Origin of the sequence: Ulvibacter sp. MAR_2010_11, assembly GCF_002813135.1 — a bacterium.
Classification (GTDB): Bacteria; Bacteroidota; Bacteroidia; order Flavobacteriales; family Flavobacteriaceae; genus Altibacter.
The window spans coordinates 1,309,343-1,326,580 of record NZ_PHTY01000001.1; the positions used below are offsets into that span (position 1 = coordinate 1,309,343).

Annotated in this window: 10 protein-coding genes; all 10 read right to left on the bottom strand. The window is 39.3% G+C overall.

The window, feature by feature from the left end:
* Nucleotides 1-83: 83 nt before the first annotated feature.
* The 10 genes from ATE92_RS06125 to ATE92_RS06165 all read right to left on the bottom strand — a co-directional run bounded on the left by ATE92_RS06125 (nucleotide 84) and on the right by ATE92_RS06165 (nucleotide 17,230).
* A complete protein-coding gene (locus tag ATE92_RS06125; protein WP_100802865.1) occupies nucleotides 84-1,124 on the bottom strand; it encodes a hypothetical protein in 1,041 nt (346 codons plus the stop codon).
* Nucleotides 1,125-1,234: 110 nt separating this feature from the next.
* Entirely contained in the window at nucleotides 1,235-2,122 is an 888-nt protein-coding gene (locus ATE92_RS14070) for a nuclear transport factor 2 family protein (protein ID WP_198515599.1), read from the bottom strand.
* Nucleotides 2,119-2,289, bottom strand: coding sequence for a hypothetical protein (locus tag ATE92_RS14005; RefSeq protein ID WP_157809573.1), 171 nt, complete (start codon nucleotides 2,287-2,289; stop codon nucleotides 2,119-2,121). Before ATE92_RS14005 ends, ATE92_RS14070 begins: the two co-directional genes overlap by 4 nt.
* 2 nt (nucleotides 2,290-2,291) lie before the next feature.
* On the bottom strand, nucleotides 2,292-2,876 hold the full coding sequence (locus ATE92_RS06135) for a Pycsar system effector family protein (RefSeq protein WP_100802866.1): 585 nt from the start codon (nucleotides 2,874-2,876) through the stop codon (nucleotides 2,292-2,294).
* Between the two features lie 25 nt (nucleotides 2,877-2,901).
* Complete coding sequence (locus tag ATE92_RS06140) at nucleotides 2,902-3,942, bottom strand: adenylate/guanylate cyclase domain-containing response regulator (protein ID WP_198515600.1); 1,041 nt, start codon at nucleotides 3,940-3,942, stop codon at nucleotides 2,902-2,904.
* On the bottom strand, nucleotides 3,942-4,316 hold the full coding sequence (locus ATE92_RS06145; protein WP_100802868.1) for a response regulator: 375 nt from the start codon (nucleotides 4,314-4,316) through the stop codon (nucleotides 3,942-3,944). Before ATE92_RS06145 ends, ATE92_RS06140 begins: the two co-directional genes overlap by 1 nt.
* A 7-nt stretch (nucleotides 4,317-4,323) precedes the next feature.
* Entirely contained in the window at nucleotides 4,324-11,283 is a 6,960-nt protein-coding gene (locus tag ATE92_RS06150; RefSeq protein WP_100802869.1) for an ATP-binding protein, read from the bottom strand.
* Nucleotides 11,280-15,035 (bottom strand): two-component regulator propeller domain-containing protein, encoded by a 3,756-nt coding sequence (locus tag ATE92_RS06155; protein ID WP_100802870.1) that lies wholly within the window; start codon nucleotides 15,033-15,035, stop codon nucleotides 11,280-11,282. Before ATE92_RS06155 ends, ATE92_RS06150 begins: the two co-directional genes overlap by 4 nt.
* The gene (locus ATE92_RS06160; RefSeq protein WP_100802871.1) at nucleotides 15,032-16,066 is read right to left on the bottom strand and encodes a sensor histidine kinase; all 1,035 of its coding nucleotides are present in this window, start codon (nucleotides 16,064-16,066) and stop codon (nucleotides 15,032-15,034) included. The genes ATE92_RS06155 and ATE92_RS06160 overlap by 4 nt, the downstream gene beginning before the upstream one ends.
* Nucleotides 16,067-16,090: 24 nt before the next feature.
* The gene (locus ATE92_RS06165; protein WP_100802872.1) at nucleotides 16,091-17,230 is read right to left on the bottom strand and encodes an FIST signal transduction protein; all 1,140 of its coding nucleotides are present in this window, start codon (nucleotides 17,228-17,230) and stop codon (nucleotides 16,091-16,093) included.
* Nucleotides 17,231-17,238: the final 8 nt, after the last annotated feature.

Sequence of the window (17,238 nt, forward strand, 5' to 3'; positions counted from 1 at the left end):
AACCCAGTTAAACAATTTTGAATAGTATAAAGCCAGAACAATGACTAAAAATACTACGAAACTTAAGGAATTGAATAGCATGACTAGTTGGTTTTAGAGGTTGGAATGGCTTGATCTTTTTTCATTATTTTCACTATTTCTTTAGTAAAATATTTCGCGTCTTCGGCCGATAGATGTGACAATTCCGGACATTCCAGATCTTTAAGGTTGTCGTAGTCTTCATAATAATAACCTTTGCCTTTGGAAGCAGTAACCAATTCGTCCCAAAAAGTGTTGCGCGGCAAAAATTGATCTTCTCCTCCCTTTAACCAACCACTGGAAGGACATCGTAGTAAAATTAAATTGCCTCCTCTTTTTATAAACTTTTCAGCATCTTCACTGAAATATTTTGTCGTAGCTTCTTTTTCGGGGGCATTTTTATTGTTCATAATAAGAAATTTCCAGGCTTCTTTAATGCCATTTGCAAAAGAAGTATCGGTTGCTGTTTTTTCGCTCATCAGATTATTCCTGTCTTCATCTATGTATGAAAAGCTGTTGAATGGAGGGTATTGAGGCTTCCCTGTTCTATCCTCAAGAGCTACTGAATTCAGCAAGGATTTTAAATCAATATCGTCAGACCACCCTTCCTCACTCGTGGATATAAAAACAAAATTCTTTTGAAGAGGTAAAGACAGCCAATGATTCATACGCTGCGCATAGGTTCTATCTTCGTAATAATCGACTCGAGTTTGTGCCCTTTTCCACGGACTTGCTTCAGGAAAGGTAGTAGAAAAGAAAAGGCCGGGAGTAATACCTACTACTACGGTTCCTTTAAATTCGGTATTTTCTACAATATCGTGAAAAGTGGGGATTGGAGAACTTCCTGCACATGCCAATTGGATGGGTCGAATGCCGGTTTCCTCTTCCCATTCGTCTAACTGAATATCAAAAAGCACTCTTGAAGAGCCCAATAATATCACATCATTTGTTGTGGCATTTTCAACTTTGGCACGTTGTACTGCCCAAAGGTTTTTATCATCATCCAGATCCGGAATTTTTCCTTGGCTTCTCCAATAGAGTTCCCAAGAACCCAAAGAAATTATACTTAAGGTTAGCGCAATGATTAAGCTTTGTTTAAGGTTCATATTGAAAATTGGTTAGTTAGTATTATTAAAGGTACCTGCTATCTTGTTTAGAGTTTTTCGAATCGCCTTCCTATTTTTGGATATAGAAAGGCTATCTCAAAATAAGTATCTTATTTTCTTCCTACATCATGAAGTTGTTTAGTATCTGCATACTGTTGGAAGCCTATTATTTTACCGTCTTTTAATGTCCATAAATGCGCTGCCTGTGCATTAAGATCCTTTCCGGTACTTGAATTTGAACCCTTATAGCGGAGTGTAGCCAAGACTTGATTATTTTCCATATTATGAAGCACAATATCGTTTAAAGTGAAATTAGGAAATTCCTCCAATACACGTGTAAAAACACCGCTTAAAACGGCATCCGGGCCTATGTAAGGGTTTTTGTCGGCCAGCGCATTTCCTTCGGCTTCATTCCAAACAACTTTTTCATCTAATGCTGCTAAAACAGCAGGGACATCTCCCTTACCGAAATTGGCATATAATCCTGAAACTGCCGAAAGGTTCTCGGCATTTAGCAAAGGATCAATCCCTAATTGAGACATAAAGGAAAGATTGTCCATAAAATCCTGTTCCTGAGTTATTCTACCATTTTTCATAACAGCTATTGTAGTTCCCTCAACATCTATTATTTTGCTTGTGGGAGGGATTCCAAAAAATTCGCCACTATGGGTTCCTTTAAATTTCCAGTGTTTTACAAGCTTATCTCCTTGTCCAAAAATATCGACAATTGAGAAGTCAGCATTGGTAAAGCCTGTAGTAAAGTTTGAGTAGTAGTCTTTAAATGCATCAATACCCACCACATTATCCGGACTCGAGATAAGTGTGATTTCAGGATCGAAATTTGTGTCATTGATAAGCTCCAGGTTGCCATCATTAATAATTTCGTCCCAAACACTGGTATACTTAGCAATATTGTCTTCTACTTGTTTGTTAGGATTGTCACAGGCAGTCACAATTAACAGTGCTGTAACGAATAGTAATTTAATGGTTGTTTTCATATTGTTATAGCTTTGGTTTTTATTAATTGATTGTTATTATTTTTCTGAAGCACAATCAAAATACCAATCATCACAAGAATGATTTCGCCAATGGCGTATAGCAGGGATTTTGAAAAGTAGTTTTCAGCGATGAGTTTTTTACGGATATGACGAAAGAATTTTATCATAATCAGAACACTATCAAAATAGTATAATAAGCTGCGGTTATAAATAGGACAGCAAGTCCGAGCGCTAATAACCTAATGGCTCTTTTTACATTTCTGAATTTCCATGCTGCAATTTTTGAAATAATAAAAATTTGCTCTCCTAATTGTCCAAAAAGTTGCTCCTCATCAACACTAACTTTGTAAAAGGTCTGTGCAAATTCCTTGATGCTCCCGAATTTAGATGTAACATCTCCAAAAAAGAATATATTCTTGTCGTAGTTTCCTTCTATTTTAGGAATAAAACACCGCACGCAATAGAAAATGGAAGCAGCGGTACAAAAAAACCAAGCCCCAATAAGTATATAGAGGATAAGGTCGTTGGAAGTCGCATCGAAGACAGTGCCGATGCTTTGGAAAATGAAATTCAACAAAATACCGTAAAAAGAAAGTATAAGTCCGGCTTTGAGCTCGGATGCTTTTATAAGGCTGGCTATGTAATTTATACTTCCCCAATAATGATCAACAAGTTCTTCGGTATGTGCGTTTTTTACATAAGGCCTATGCGTCGCTTCTGGTGGGGATTCCGGGGGTAATTCTTGCTCTTCCATTGTAAATTTTATTTATTTATTACTATTATTCTTTCACTTCATAAATTGTAATTGAATTGGCTTTATTCTTTAAATTGATAACGCCAACTTTTTCGCACTTAAACGATTCCTTCACTTGTTCATAGCAAGTTTCACAGATAATAATCTGATTTTCCTTTGCGGCATCCTGCAATCGCGCGGCGGTATTTACGGTATCTCCAATCACAGTGTAATCCAATCGCTTTAAACTTTGAGACCCTATATTCCCCGAAATCATTTCGCCGCTTTTAATACCAATTGACACTTTGGGCTTAAACTGCAGCTTGTCTCCCATTGCAGGAAGCTTGTTTATTTTATTGCAAACAGCTAGAGACGCATCTATGGCACGGTCCAAATGATACTCGCCTTTAAAAACAGCCATGATGGCATCACCAATAAATTTATCGATATAGCCTTGCTGCGCCATAATTTCTTTTACCATTTCGTCAAAATAGGAATTTATCATGGACACTACAGTATCGGGTGGAGCAGTTTCACTTATGGCGGTAAAGCCGCAAATGTCAATAAAAACAACAGTCGCTTCAATGGTTTCGTTGGCCATGATGGTAGATTCAAATTCCTTATTACCCATAAAGTTGAGTACATTTTCATCCACATACATTTTTAAAATATTATTTTCCTTTATGGCCTGTAAGGTTGATTTTATATGTTGAGCGTGTTTTATGGTTTTTAAAACCGTGATGTTCAAATCTTCAAAATTGATGGGCTTCGTAATAAAATCGAAGGCTCCCCTGTTCATGGCAGTGCGAATGTTATCCATATCTCCGTAGGCCGAAACTATTACCGATTTAATTAACGGACTTGTTTCACTCAACTTTGTAAGTAGCGTTAGCCCGTCCATTTCGGGCATATTGATATCGCTCAAGACAATATCTATCCCCGGCTCGGCGATAATTTGTTCGAGCGCGTGCCTCCCGTTTTCCGCAAAATAGAATTCGAATTCCTTTTCCCTAATTTGTTTGCGAAATTTCTGTTTGATAAGCGTTTCTAGATCTGCTTCATCATCTACTACTAGTATCTTTGCCATTATTTCGTATTTATTAGTTTTTCTTTTAACATTTTAAAATCCACTGGCTTGGTTAAAAAATCATCTGCCCCCAAACGCTTGGCAGTATTGAAATTTTCGTCATCCCCATACGCGGTAATCATCATCACCACAGGCGGCGGTTTTACATAGTCTTTTTTAATCTTTTCCAACAACTCCAGGCCGCTCATGCCGGGCATGTTGATATCCGAAAGGATTAATATGGCTTCTTGCTCCATGGAATCAAGTACTTCTAATGCCTCTTCCCCTGAGAATGCAAAAACAAACGATATTTCTTCATTTCGAATTTCCTTTCGGAAGCGTTGCAGGAACAAATCCTTTACATCTTTTTCGTCGTCTACTACTAATATTTTCATAGTGTCTTTATTTAGGTATTGCGATAGTGAATAAAGTTCCTTCCCCTTCCTCGGTTTCCACTTTCAATTCGCCTCCGTGTCCTTTGGTTACAATATCGTAACTCATAGAAAGCCCCAACCCGGTTCCTTCACCGGTTGGTTTTGTAGTAAAAAAGGGTTGGTATATTTTATCGATAACGTGTTTGGGGATCCCGTTTCCGTTGTCTTTTACTGAAATGATTACATGCCCGTTCTCTTTTTTTGTTGAAACTGAAACAGTAGGAGTGTAATCTTTATGGGCTTCGACAGGCTCAGCCTGAAACATTTTTTTACGCTCGTTACAAGCGTAAAAAGCATTCGTAATCAAATTCAGAATAACTCTTCCTATATCCTGCGGAATTACACTCACTTTTCCAATGGCTTCATCAAAATCGGTTTCCAGAGTTGCATTAAAGGATTTATCTTTTGCCCGCAAACCATGGTAGGCAAGCCGTAAATATTCATCGGCCAATTTGTTGATGTCTGTGGGTTCTTTTTCGAGGGTGCTTTTTCGGCTGTGTTGCAACATCCCTTTTACGATGCCATCGGCACGTTTTCCGTGATGATTTATCTTTTCCAGATTCTGCTTGATGTCGTTCATGAGTTCTTTCACATCTTCCATATTTCCTGCAGTCATCTCCTCCAGCATCTCGTCCAGCAATTCGTTACTTACTTCACTAAAGTTATTCACGAAATTCAATGGATTCTGAATTTCATGTGCGATTCCGGCTGTTAATTCTCCCAAAGATGCCATTTTTTCGGACTGAATGAGCTGTGTTTGAGTAAGCTGTAATTCGGAAAGCGCATCTTCTGCTTTTTTCTTTTCTTCTTTCAATAACTGAAGATCCAGTCGCGCCTGAGTAAGATCCTTAAATCTAGAGTAAGCAAGCGAAAATACCGATGCCGCCCGTTTCAATAAGCCCCAGTTTTCTTCCGAAATTTCTGAAGGCGTTGCTACCCCAATAGCACCGTGTGAGAATTTATACAAATGATAGGTACGGTCAGGAATCACTTCCCCGTAATGTCCTTTAAAGGGTTTGGAAAGTACTTCGCAATAACGAATCCATTCAATGCGGTTGTCTCCGGTCATCACAATACTGGCGTATGGAGACTTAGAGTTGTAGAGTTTTAACATTTCTCTGCCTACCCAGGTATCGTTGAGGTTGAGTTTAAAATGATCGGTGACCAGCTTTTTTGTTTTCGACCTAATATCGTTTATTGCATACCAACATTCGGTCTTCTTGGTATTTTCATCGTGAATATAAATACTGCAGGTCTCCAGTTCTTCCACGCCTAAAAGGCCCATTTCGGTTCTCAGCGTTGTGGCTACTTCTTTTAATTCTTCAGGCGTCTGCATCGCCAAAGCTCTGGCTCTTACTCGTTCGAGGGCCGATTCGATTCTGGCTTCCCTGGTTTGGGCTTCTGCAATTAGCAAATCGTTAAAACGCGTATAGGTTAAATTGAAAACGGCTGCAAAGCGTTCTAATAGTTTTGTGGTTTCTTCCGGTTGTTCTTCGGGTGCTGCAATTCCTATAAATCCTTTGGAAAAGAAACCAATGGATTGATATCGTTTTTTCTGTGAATTGCTTTTTGTTACTGAAATGTGCAATTCTTCGTTGAGGTACTTTAAATAGGAGGAAAGTTCCTTTCCTTCCATCACAAGACTAAGCGACTTTTTTTTCTTCTTCCAGGCATCGAAGATTTTGGCAACCGATTTATTTTTAGAGGAGTCAAAGATTGTTTTGCTTTCTATTTTATTGCCGTCTTCATCTGTCGCCCACATTTCAATAAGCCCGTTATCTTCCTTGATAATTCCAATATATAATCGGTTGGGCTCTATTCCCAAATCGATAAGTTGCTTGAAAACAACTACCGCAGTTTCTGAAAGTTCCTCGCTGGTTTGCATAGCAAGAGTTCTGCTTCGAACACGTTCTAAAGCGATATCTATTTGTGTTTCTCGCGCACGTACTTCAGCTTTCTGCAAATCCATAAAACGGATATAGGCTTGCTCAAATACATTAGCAAAGCGTTTCATTATTTCCGCATCGCTTTCAGAAGGCACAGCCCCCGTAAGCGACGGGATTAAAATCGCCGAATTCTTAGACCAGGCAGCCGAAAGTCTGTGGTTTTCAGCTTGAAGCACAAATTTCTTATAATCTTCGGGCATCTGTCTATAGTCACTATGTTCAAAGGCGTGTTCAAAGAAGTGATTCTTTGTTTCTACAGAGTATTCTTTAGAAAAATAGGCATCCCCTCGAATTTTAGAATCCCAGGCTTCACTAAAAATTTGATTATCAAAGTAGGGGACCAGATATCTTCCCGAAGAAGAAAAGTCGGGTGTGACAATCCAGTGCACAACATCTTTATTGTCGGGGAAATAGGTACAAAGAATTACACCCCCCGCATCGAAAATTACTCCTAATTCTTTTAATTTTTCTGCAACTACTGCAACCACTTCTTGTAACTCATCCGGTTTTTGCATCGCGAGAGAACGGGAGCGTACTTTTTCCAGAGCAGCTTCAATCTGTGCTTCCCTTGCTTGTAATTCGGCTTTATGCAAGTCGGTATATCTTTTATAAGCAAATGTGAATACGTTTCTGAATCGCCTCAGAATTATTTTGTTTTCATCGCTTAAAATTCCGAAGTTTGAAATGCCAATAGCACCATTACCAAAGGAATACAGATTGTAGGTGAGTTGGTCTATTTTGTCAAGCCGTGGATCTTCATCTTCGCCATTTTTTAAACGCATATCGATTAGATCCTGCAGTTCCTTGCCCTCCAACACAATTTCAAAGAAGGCATCTGTACTGGCAACTATGGCTTTTAGTTGTTTTTCAATTATGGGATCATCGTCATACCTCATTAGGGTAATTGTTCCGGACATTTCGTCGGAGTAATCGTAATCCCAAAAGGTTTCATTATCGTCATTGTGTAAGTCGATTATTGCATTTCGGATCTCTGTAAATCCAAGTTCTACTAATTGCTCGTATAACACTTGAGCAATATCCAGCATGTCATCAGATTTTTGCATTCCCAGTGCCGTAGAGCGCACTTTTTCCAGTGACGCTTCTATTTTTGCCTCCCGTGCCTGAGCTTCGGCGTAGGCCAGATCGGTATATCTTTTATACGCAAAGGTGAATACATTTCGGAAACGTTTTAAAACTATTTTTTGATCATTACTTAAGATCCCGAAGTTGGAAATTCCAATGGCTCCGTTTCCGAAGGAATAGAGGTTATAAGTAAGATGGTCAATATTCCGAAGCCGCGGATCGTCTTTCTCGCCGTTGCGCAATCGCGTTTCAATGAGCTCATCGAGTTCTTTCCCCTTTAACTCAATTTCAAAAAAAGCATCGTTACTCGAAGCAATTTTTTTGATTTGTTGTTCAATAACAGGATCACCATAAAAGGAAAATTGGGTTATGGCACTAGACATATCGTGGGAATAATCGTAGTCTATAAAGGTTTCGGTTTCGTCATTGTGAATGTCGATGATGGCATTACGAATCTCGGAAAAACCAAGAGTGAGCAATTGCTCGTACAATACTTTGGCAATATCGAGCATGTCATCAGATTTCTGTAAACCCAATGCCACAGAACGCACTTTTTCTAAAGAAGCTTCAATTTGCGCTTCTCGTGCTTGTGCTTCCGCTTTTTGCAGATCTAGGAAGCGGGTATAGGTTTGTTGAAAAACCTTTCCGAAGCGCAGCAATATCTCATTCTCTTCTTCAGAATAGGGTATACCGTCGAAGTTCTCAATGTAAAGCCCAACATTATCCAGCAATACAGTAGAAATGGCAAGTGCCGGATAACTTAAATAGGTATCCAACACGCTCTTTGGAACATCGGGGATGAACTTAAAAAGATCTCTATAGAATTTGTTTTTTTCTTTTAATGAAAGCTGATTGGCAAAGAAATTCTCACCTTTTTTCTTGGCTTCTTTAAAACTATTCCAGTGCGCACAATCGAAATATGGGAGAAATATTTCAGACTGGATCTCGTTTTTGTCGGCCAACCATATATGCATATCGTCCCTTTCCTTATAGTCTAAAAGAAATCCGGCATGCTCTGTATGGATTTTCAGCTTAACAAATTGATCATACACCACCTGAATCACATCTTTTAGCTCCTCACTTTTTTGCATAGCCATGGTTCTCGCCCGAACCCTTTCCAGGGCCAGTTCAATTTGAGATTCACGAGATTGTGCTTCCGATTTTTGAAGATCTAAGAAACGAGTGTATGATTGTTCAAATACCTTTGCAAAACGTTTAAAAATTGCTTCCTCTTTATAAGGTTTTGTTGTAATTACAAGCAGATACCCATACTTAAAATAGGCAGCATGCCATTTTTGCCAGGTTGGGAATGCTAAACCGCTGTCTAACATTCCTCGAAATATGGGTTGCACATCAGGGACTGTAAGCATGTAGTTGTAATGGTCTTCTAATTCGGCGCCATCTTTAGTGATCGATAAAATTTCTAACTTATCAAGCCAGCCATGGTACATTGCAATATGTGCCGGGTCTTCGGTATGTGGAATTTTTAAAGGAGGCATAACTCCCTTTTCATTTACAAACCAAAAATCATCTACATCCGATTTTTTTTCACAGAAACCAAAACCTGTACCCCAAAGTGAGCCGCCCAGTCTAATAAGCTGTTCAAACAACACTTTCGCCACATCACCAATTTCATCACTTTTCTGCATCCCCATACTTCGGCTACGTACTTTTTCTAAAGCTGTTTCTATTTGTCCTTCCCGCGCCTGCGCTTCTGCTTTTTGTAGGTCAAGAAAGCGGGTATAGGTTTGTTGAAAAACGTTGGCAAACCGAACTACCATGTTTTGTTGTTCCTCTGTTAAACGAATTCCCCCCACTATTAAAAGGTAACCCTGTTTAAAATTGAAACAATGTATTATCAGGCTTTCAGGCGAAATGGCCAACAATTGAGCTGCAGTTAGCGGAAAATTTTTGCTTCTCTCTGCTATAAAAGTTTGATGTTTTATTGTTTCCGAAGGGCTTAGTTCCATGACCAGTAGCGGTTCCTGTTTCTTCCAGCTTTTTACGATGGATTTCATCACCTTGGTATCTGTGTGGATCATTTCCACTGGTTGATGTCGTATACTCCCATCGGCAGGGTTCACACCATAGCTATATCCTATATGTGCTTTTTCGTCAAAAAGTACATATCCTGTTGTAAGATGCGGCACTCCCAGATTGGAAAGTTCACGATACAATAGAGCTCCGGCCTCCAACAACTCCTCGCTGCTCTGCATAGCCATACTTCGGGAACGTACTTTTTCTAATGCCAATTCTATACGTACTTCACGAGCCTGCTTTTCGGCATTTTGAAGGTCTAAAAATCTGCGGTGGGCGAGGTCGAAGGCGCCTGCAAATTTTTCTAAAATCTCAAGATCTTTTTCCGGCGGATTTTTAACTACTCCCGGCAAACTATAGCCTATCTCCCCGTGGGTGGTGCGTGCCATAATAAAGGTGAGTCCGCCAATATGGCGAATATCATTGCTACTAGGCGCTTGCGGATCTATATTCTTAAAATCACCCAGCGAAACCATTTTATCTACATAATCTATCGCTTCATCTGCATCCATAGCATACACGACAATCGGCTTTTTACTCTTTTCCCATTTAGCCAACAACGGGATATCTCCGTGAATATGCCTTGGCAGCTCCATCACAAAGCCAATTTTGGTTCCATCACCGGAGGTCATGGCTTTTTCATAGGTATCTTCGAGCCACATCATATGCCAGAAATAATGTGCTTCGTGACCGAGTTTGGTAAATTCGGTACGCATGGTGACTACAATATCCAGCAAGTCTGAAGATTCCTTCATCGATGTTGCTTGTGAGCGAATCCGCTCCAAGGCCAAATCAATTTGTGCTTCCCGGGCTTGGGCTTCGGCCAAAGAAATATCGGTAAAGCGTTGGTATGCTAATTGGAACACATTCCGAAAGCGTTGCAATAATTCCTTTTTCTCTTTTGAAATGGCACTGTAGGTTGATATGCCAATACCACTTGCTCCCACCGAATAATTATAGTAATGTAAGGATGCTATTTTTTCCAGTCTGGGATCATCAAATTCATTGTTGTCTTTTCTAAATTTTTTCCAATCATTTAATTCCTTTCCTGTAATAGCCAGATGATGGAAAGCATTATTGGATTTTCGAATGGCCTTCACAAATTTTTCCACTGCAGGATTCCCTTTGTATGGGATCTGCACTATATTTTTACCCGTAGCATCGGAATAGTCGTAGTTGATAAAGTATTGCTTTTCATCTACAAAGGTGTGGATCATTGTATTTCGAAGCTCGTCAAAACCTAATTTTTGTAATTCTGTGAATACCACCTTACAAACATCAATAAGCTCCTCTGAAGTGTGCATAGACATGGCGATGGCTCGAACTCTTTCTAAAGCACTTTCTATTTCTAAGTCACGGTTTTTAGCTTCCAGCTCAAATGTTCGGCGTTGAATGGCTTCTCGTAGTTCCTGATTTTCTTCATTTATTTTATCATAACCAATCGTTCCACCGTCTTCGGTTTTTGAATCGGGAATTGAAAAATGCTGATAAACAAATCGCCAGCCGTCTTTGTTTTTTCGCAGGGCACTAGAAAATCTGAATCTTGCATAAAAGGTCCAAACCTTTTCATGGAGAAACCAACCATCAAAAAGGTGAGTCATAAAAATAAGTTCTCCAAATTGTTCAAGGGTTTTGGTTTCATTTCGTAATTGGGTTTTTCCTGCAAATTCATCCCCCGTGTCTGCAAAAAACTGTGTGGTATCCTTTCTGTTTAAAAACTCTTCATTTTTGGCAGAGCCTATAAAATGATAGTCGTCATCCAAAAAAGAATCATAGGTATCGACATCACCATTGAGATAGCTGTAAATCCAGATATCATAATCTTTAAGAACCTCAGTTTTTATTTTTTCGGTTAGCTTCATAGTTGACTACTTGGTAATAGTATGGTAAAGGTGGTGCCTTCAGTTTCTTTTGTTTCTACCTTCAATTCTCCGCCGTGTGCCTTTATAATATCATAACTTAAACTCAGCCCTAATCCTGTTCCCTGTCCGGTAGGTTTGGTAGTGAAGAAGGGCTGAAATATTTTCTCTACTATATTTTTGGGAATACCGTTTCCGTTATCCTGAATTGAAATTTCAACGGTATTTTTTATTTTTTTTGTAGCAACTGAAACCGTAGGTATATAATTGTCACCTTGAGATAAGGGAAGGTTCTTTTTTTCAGTGACGGCATAAAAGGCATTGGTGATTAAATTCAGAACAACTCTTCCTATATCCTGAGGGACAATTTCTAATTTCTCTATAGATGCATCAAAATTGGTTTCAAGAGTAGCATTGAACGATTTGTCTTTTGCACGCAAACCGTGATAGGCCAATCGCAAGTATTCATCTGCCAGCACATTGATATCCATAAGCTCCTTCATTCCACTACTGCTTCGGCTGTGTTGCAACATTCCTTTTACAATCGCATCGGCTCGCTTACCGTGGTGATTTATTTTTTCCTCGTTTTCAGTTATGTTTTTTGCAATGGATTTCACTTCTTCCAAATTCCCATTAGCAATTTCTTCATTCATTTCTCCCAATAATTCTTTATTCACTTCGGAAAAATTAGTGACAAAGTTTAATGGATTTTGTATTTCATGGGCAATGCCTGCAGTAAGTTCACCAAGACTTGCCATTTTTTCTGATTGAATGAGCTGAGCTTGGGTGGTCTTCAACTCATTATAAGCCTTTTCAATTTCTTTTGCTTGTGCCAGTTCTTTTTCTTTTGTTTTCTCTCGTTCTCTTTCCAAAAGTCGACGCCGCTGAATGGTATCTACGGCAGCAATTAAGGCAATCAAACACAAACCATAAATAATGTAAGCCCATGTCGACAACCACCATGGCGACTGAATCGTGAAACGAAACACAACAGGCTTACTCCATTTGTCATTAAATCCACTACTACTTACTTTAAAGGTGTAGTCGCCATGAGACAGGTTCCTGTATTCTGCCGATGCCCTTCCTGAAATATCGCTCCAAGATTTATCGGCTCCTTCTAAAATATAGCGATACTTGGTTTTATCCATGTTATCCAAGTGCATTCCGGTAAAATGAAAATTAATTTGGTTCATTTCATACGGTAAAAAGAGATTGACCGGCAGATTGTAAGGCCCGGTTATACCGTCCCATTTAATACCGTTTTCTATAAGAAAACCTGAGTCGGCCGGTAAACTGTTTTTAAAATAAAAGGTGTCTTTTTCTACAGACCTTATCGTATCGGTTTCATTCAATGCAGACTGAATGTGCTTATTTGTTACAAAATTCTGCGGTCTGCCCATGATATCCAAGCCCGAAATAAAAGTGGGTGGGACAATACTGTCGTTTTGTGGCTCATCCATTATCGTAAGGACATCGGCAATACCATACCAAAGCTTGCCATCCTTTGCCAGCATCGAACGGGGATTATGATCCACCCGTAAAAACCCCTGTGGTTTACCATAGCTTTTAAGTGTCCACGTAGGTGTTGTCCTCTCATTATCCTTTTCATTTGAGGTTGGTGTTATTACTGTTGGGCCTTTTCCGGTAGCTACATAGATAGCTCCGTTTCTTTCATTGATAGAATAAATGAGATCGTTTGCCAATCCATTTGCAACGGTAAAATTGGTAATAGCACCTGCATCCGGACTGGCCATAAATAATCCGTTACCAGTTGTGCCTATCCAGATATTTCCGTGACTGTCCTTTTGTAAATTTAAACATTCAAACTCTTTTAGGCCTTTTATAAGCAGATGTTTTATCGTTCCTTCTTTCTCATTAATTACATCCACTCCATTAATTGTTCCTGCCCAAATTAGTCCATTATTATCTTCAATAATAGAATGTACATATCCGCTAAGACCCCTGTCGAAAGGTAGATTTTTTATACTTTCATTTTTTTCATTAATTACATAAATGCCCTTACGGCTAATCCACATTTGCTCCTTGCTGTCTTGAAAGATAGCACCCGTATTCCATGTAGAAATACCTTGTTCTGGGCCTAAATGTGATATGATTCCGGCTTTTTGATCAATTATAGCTACCTTTGATCTTCCTCCAAATTTTAATCTGGCATCTACCCAGATTCTGTTGCGGTCATCGGTAAACAAATAGGAAATATTGTTACCCCATAGTCCATTCTTTGTTGAAACAGTTTTATAAGTCCCGTTTTTTTCATCAATGATATCCATGCCACTACCTCCGATTGAACTCACCCAGATACGGCTTTGGTTATCCTGAGTAAAACCATAATAAAAAGAGGTTTTATTACTCAGCCCACTGCTGCTGGTTAAATGGTGAATATTCCCGCCGGAAGTATTGTAAATATTAGCTTCTCCGCCATTCATGCCGATCCAAATTTGATGCTGGTTGTCTGCAAAGATGGAAAGTGCGTTGTCATTGTTTAGGCCGCGGGTTGTATTAAATTGTTGCATGGTCAACGACTTTTCATCAAAAACATAAACCCCGCTTCCATCTGTGGCTATCCATACTCTATCCTTTTCATCAATTGCCAGGTCATAGATACGATTATTGCTAAGTCCCTGTTCACTGCTTATTTGTTTAATGACACCTGCATTTTCATCAAACATCATAATCCCTGAAGCCCAAGTTCCAAACCATATACGGCCCTGTTTATCTTCTGAAATAGAAATGATGGTATTCGCTGCCACCCCCAGAAATCTGTCTATATGTTTAATGGTTCCTGCCTTTTCATCTATTATGTCGACTCCACTTCCTTGCATACTTAGCCATATCCTGCCCTTACCATCCTGAAATACCAAGCCGCTATTATTGTGAGCTAATCCTTGTTCATCTGTAATTTTTTTAATTGTTCCGGCTCTTTGATCGATAATATTTAATCCGTTATTGGTGCATATCCATATCCTGCCTTTTTCATCCTCCTCCATCCAACGAATATTGCCCTCGCTAAGTCCTTCTGCCGAGCTAATGTGTTTTATAACACCTGTTTTTCTGTTGATCACACTCACACCCCTATTACCGCTGTATCTAATCCAAAGCTGTTCCTGTTTATCTATAATAATTTGATTAATCCAGGAAGCCAAAAGCCCTTGGGGAAGGGAATAAGTTTCGCAATACTCACCATCAAAGCGGTTTAGACCGTCATCAGTTGCAATCCAAATAATGCCGTTTTTATCTTGTTTAAAGTCGCTATAAACGGAGCCGGATAAACCCTGGTCCAATCCAAATTTCAACAGGCTTTCCGATGCCCCATCATTTAGGCGCGGAATGCCGGATTTTGTCCGCATTGGTTGACCAAGGACATTGATTTTAAATTTCAATTCTTGAGAAGGCATAGTTTCAAGGTTAAAAGCCTCATCAGGGAAACTTTTCAGGTCAAATGCGGTTTCCACCATCGGTTGGCTCATAGGAATGGGATTCCCCAGATTAATTGGTTTGGAAGGAATTTTATCCAGATCAAATTTTTCGGATTTAGCAGGTTCAACACTATCCTGATCAACAGTAATCCATTCAAATTTTTGAAGTTCGCTAAAGCTTAGCTTTTCTGTAGTTGGTGTGGTAAATTCCGATTCCTGCAGTGGAAAGGGAACATTACGTGGAGAAGTATTACAGGCACTTAAGGCCAATAAAATTATAAAACACAAAAAAGAATTAACGGAGTTCTGATACTTTTTCATAATGGTAAAATAATTTTAAATTCGGTAGTTTCACCTTCCTTTGTCACCACTTTTAATTCTCCTCCATGGGCTTTTACAATATCATAACTTAAACTCAGCCCCAATCCTGTTCCCTGCCCGGTGGGTTTGGTAGTAAAAAAAGGTTGAAATATTTTCTCCAAAACTTGTTTCGGAATGCCATTACCGTTGTCTTTTACTTTTATATAAATACTGGAGCCATCTTTGATGGTGCTCACAGAAACCATGGGTTTATACCCATCAATTTTCTTATTAGCCTTTTCATTCACAGCATAAAAGGCATTGGTGATTAAATTGAGAACCACGCGGCCAATATCTTGGGGTACGACTTCAATTTTTGTAGAGGTATCGTCGAAACTAGTTTCCACAGTGGCGTTAAACGATTTGTCCTTGGCACGTAAGCCGTGATACGCTAACCTCAAATATTCATCGACTAAAATATTGATATCGATTGTTTCTTTTTTGCCACTACTGGTACGACTATGCTGCAACATTCCTTTTACAATGCCATCGGCTCGTTTACCGTGATGGGTGATTTTTTCTAAATTCTGAATGACATCGTTTGCAATTTCCTTTACATCTTCTAAATTACCATTGTCCAATTCCTCTTTCATTTCGTCCAATAGCTCTTTGCTTACTTCCGAAAAATTATTGACAAAGTTCAATGGATTCTGTATTTCATGGGCAATTCCGGCAGTTAGTTCTCCCAAGGAAGCCATTTTTTCAGACTGAATTAGCTGCGTTTGGGTCGCCTTGAGCTCTTCTAATGATTTGTTAAGTGCATCATTGGCTTCCTCTATGGATTTCCTCTTTTGTTCCAGTTCATCTATGGTTTCCTCCAATAAAATTCCTGTGGTACGCTTTACTTTCTCGGTGCGTTCCAGTTTAAATTCGGAGATCGCAAGATCGTTTTCGGCGCTCTTAACAGACTTAAGCAAATCTGTTTTCTCTACTTCTGTAAGGGAATTTGATTGCTGAATAAAATCGAATATCTTTTGAAGGTGTTGGTTCATATTTTTTTGCTCATTACAGGGGATTTATTTTTCTTTTAAAGCAACGATACAACAGGTATTGTTATGAAACTCATGCTTTCCGGTTTTAGATTTTCCGAATTCGCCATAGGTAAAAAAACCGACCATGGGCGCATCCCAAACTTTTTTTACCTGTTCAATTTCTTCCTGTATTAATATTCCAAAAGACAAATGTCTGCTCACGCAGGAGAACATTATCAAGGCGTCTGCCTCCGCTTGTTTTTCGGTTTTGATATCCTGGCATTCCTTCACTACTATTTCAATAGCATCAAAATCGGGGGGAAGTGAAAATTTAATTTTGGAACCCTGAGGCACGTTCCCTGCGCAAATAAGCGAACGGTCTTCCCGATTTGCAAGCATTGCGGTGCGCATAACCGGCGCCACATTTTCACGTTCCATCTGCAACGGATAGTACGCTCCAATTTGTGTGACAATTTCTTTTCCCGAATCAAAATCATACTCCACTCCAAGATACTTGATAATCATATCCAAAGCAGGTTTATCATCAATTGTATAAACCACGTTACCCACACTTTTGGTAATGGTTTTCGTTGTGCCAATGGCTTTCCAGCCACAGGTGGCAATTCCATTTAATTCAATTTTATCTTCGTCAATTATAAGTCCTAATAGACCTTTGGCGCTACTTTTTCCGTAGGTAAAGGCCACCGGACCATCCAAAGACAGGTCGTCACCGGCCATTCCGCCAAATATTGTTGCTTCGCTGCCACAGCCTTCAGTAATACCTTCAATAATATTTTCGCCCTCATTACTCAACCAGCCGGATACGATGATAAAGGCGGGTCTTGAAAAGGCCTTTTTTCCTTCAATCCCCAATTGTTTTGCATTTTCCAGGGTGGTCATGTCGCCTGTCTCCAAGAAAACTAATTTGAAATATTCTTGGTGTATATCCAATAGCATTACCGTAACGCTTCCTTCTTCAACATCACCATCAATAAATTCCCCCGATGTAGTCGCCCCGAACACGGCAATTCCTTCCTTATCGAAAATTTCGCAAATGGCATCTATATCCTGCTTAATGGAAAGGAAGACAATAGCCAAAGTAGGTTTAAAACCGCTTTTCATGTTTTCCTGAAAGGCAATTGCAATTTCCTCGGTTGATTTTCCCTTAAATGTTCTTGCAATCATATGCTTTA

Bases quoted from the DNA above. Each gene is read 5' to 3' on its own strand.
- ATE92_RS06145 (WP_100802868.1), bottom strand. From the start codon at position 4,316: ATGAAAATATTAGTAGTAGACGACGAAAAAGATGTAAAGGATTTGTTC.
- ATE92_RS06160 (WP_100802871.1), bottom strand. From the start codon at position 16,066: ATGAACCAACACCTTCAAAAGATATTCGATTTTATTCAGCAATCAAAT.
- ATE92_RS06140 (WP_198515600.1), bottom strand. From the start codon at position 3,942: ATGGCAAAGATACTAGTAGTAGATGATGAAGCAGATCTAGAAACGCTT.
- ATE92_RS06155 (WP_100802870.1), bottom strand. From the start codon at position 15,035: ATGAAAAAGTATCAGAACTCCGTTAATTCTTTTTTGTGTTTTATAATT.
- ATE92_RS06150 (WP_100802869.1), bottom strand. From the start codon at position 11,283: ATGAAGCTAACCGAAAAAATAAAAACTGAGGTTCTTAAAGATTATGAT.
- ATE92_RS06135 (WP_100802866.1), bottom strand. From the start codon at position 2,876: ATGGAAGAGCAAGAATTACCCCCGGAATCCCCACCAGAAGCGACGCAT.
- ATE92_RS06165 (WP_100802872.1), bottom strand. From the start codon at position 17,230: ATGATTGCAAGAACATTTAAGGGAAAATCAACCGAGGAAATTGCAATT.
- ATE92_RS14005 (WP_157809573.1), bottom strand. From the start codon at position 2,289: ATGATAAAATTCTTTCGTCATATCCGTAAAAAACTCATCGCTGAAAAC.
- ATE92_RS06125 (WP_100802865.1), bottom strand. From the start codon at position 1,124: ATGAACCTTAAACAAAGCTTAATCATTGCGCTAACCTTAAGTATAATT.
- ATE92_RS14070 (WP_198515599.1), bottom strand. From the start codon at position 2,122: ATGAAAACAACCATTAAATTACTATTCGTTACAGCACTGTTAATTGTG.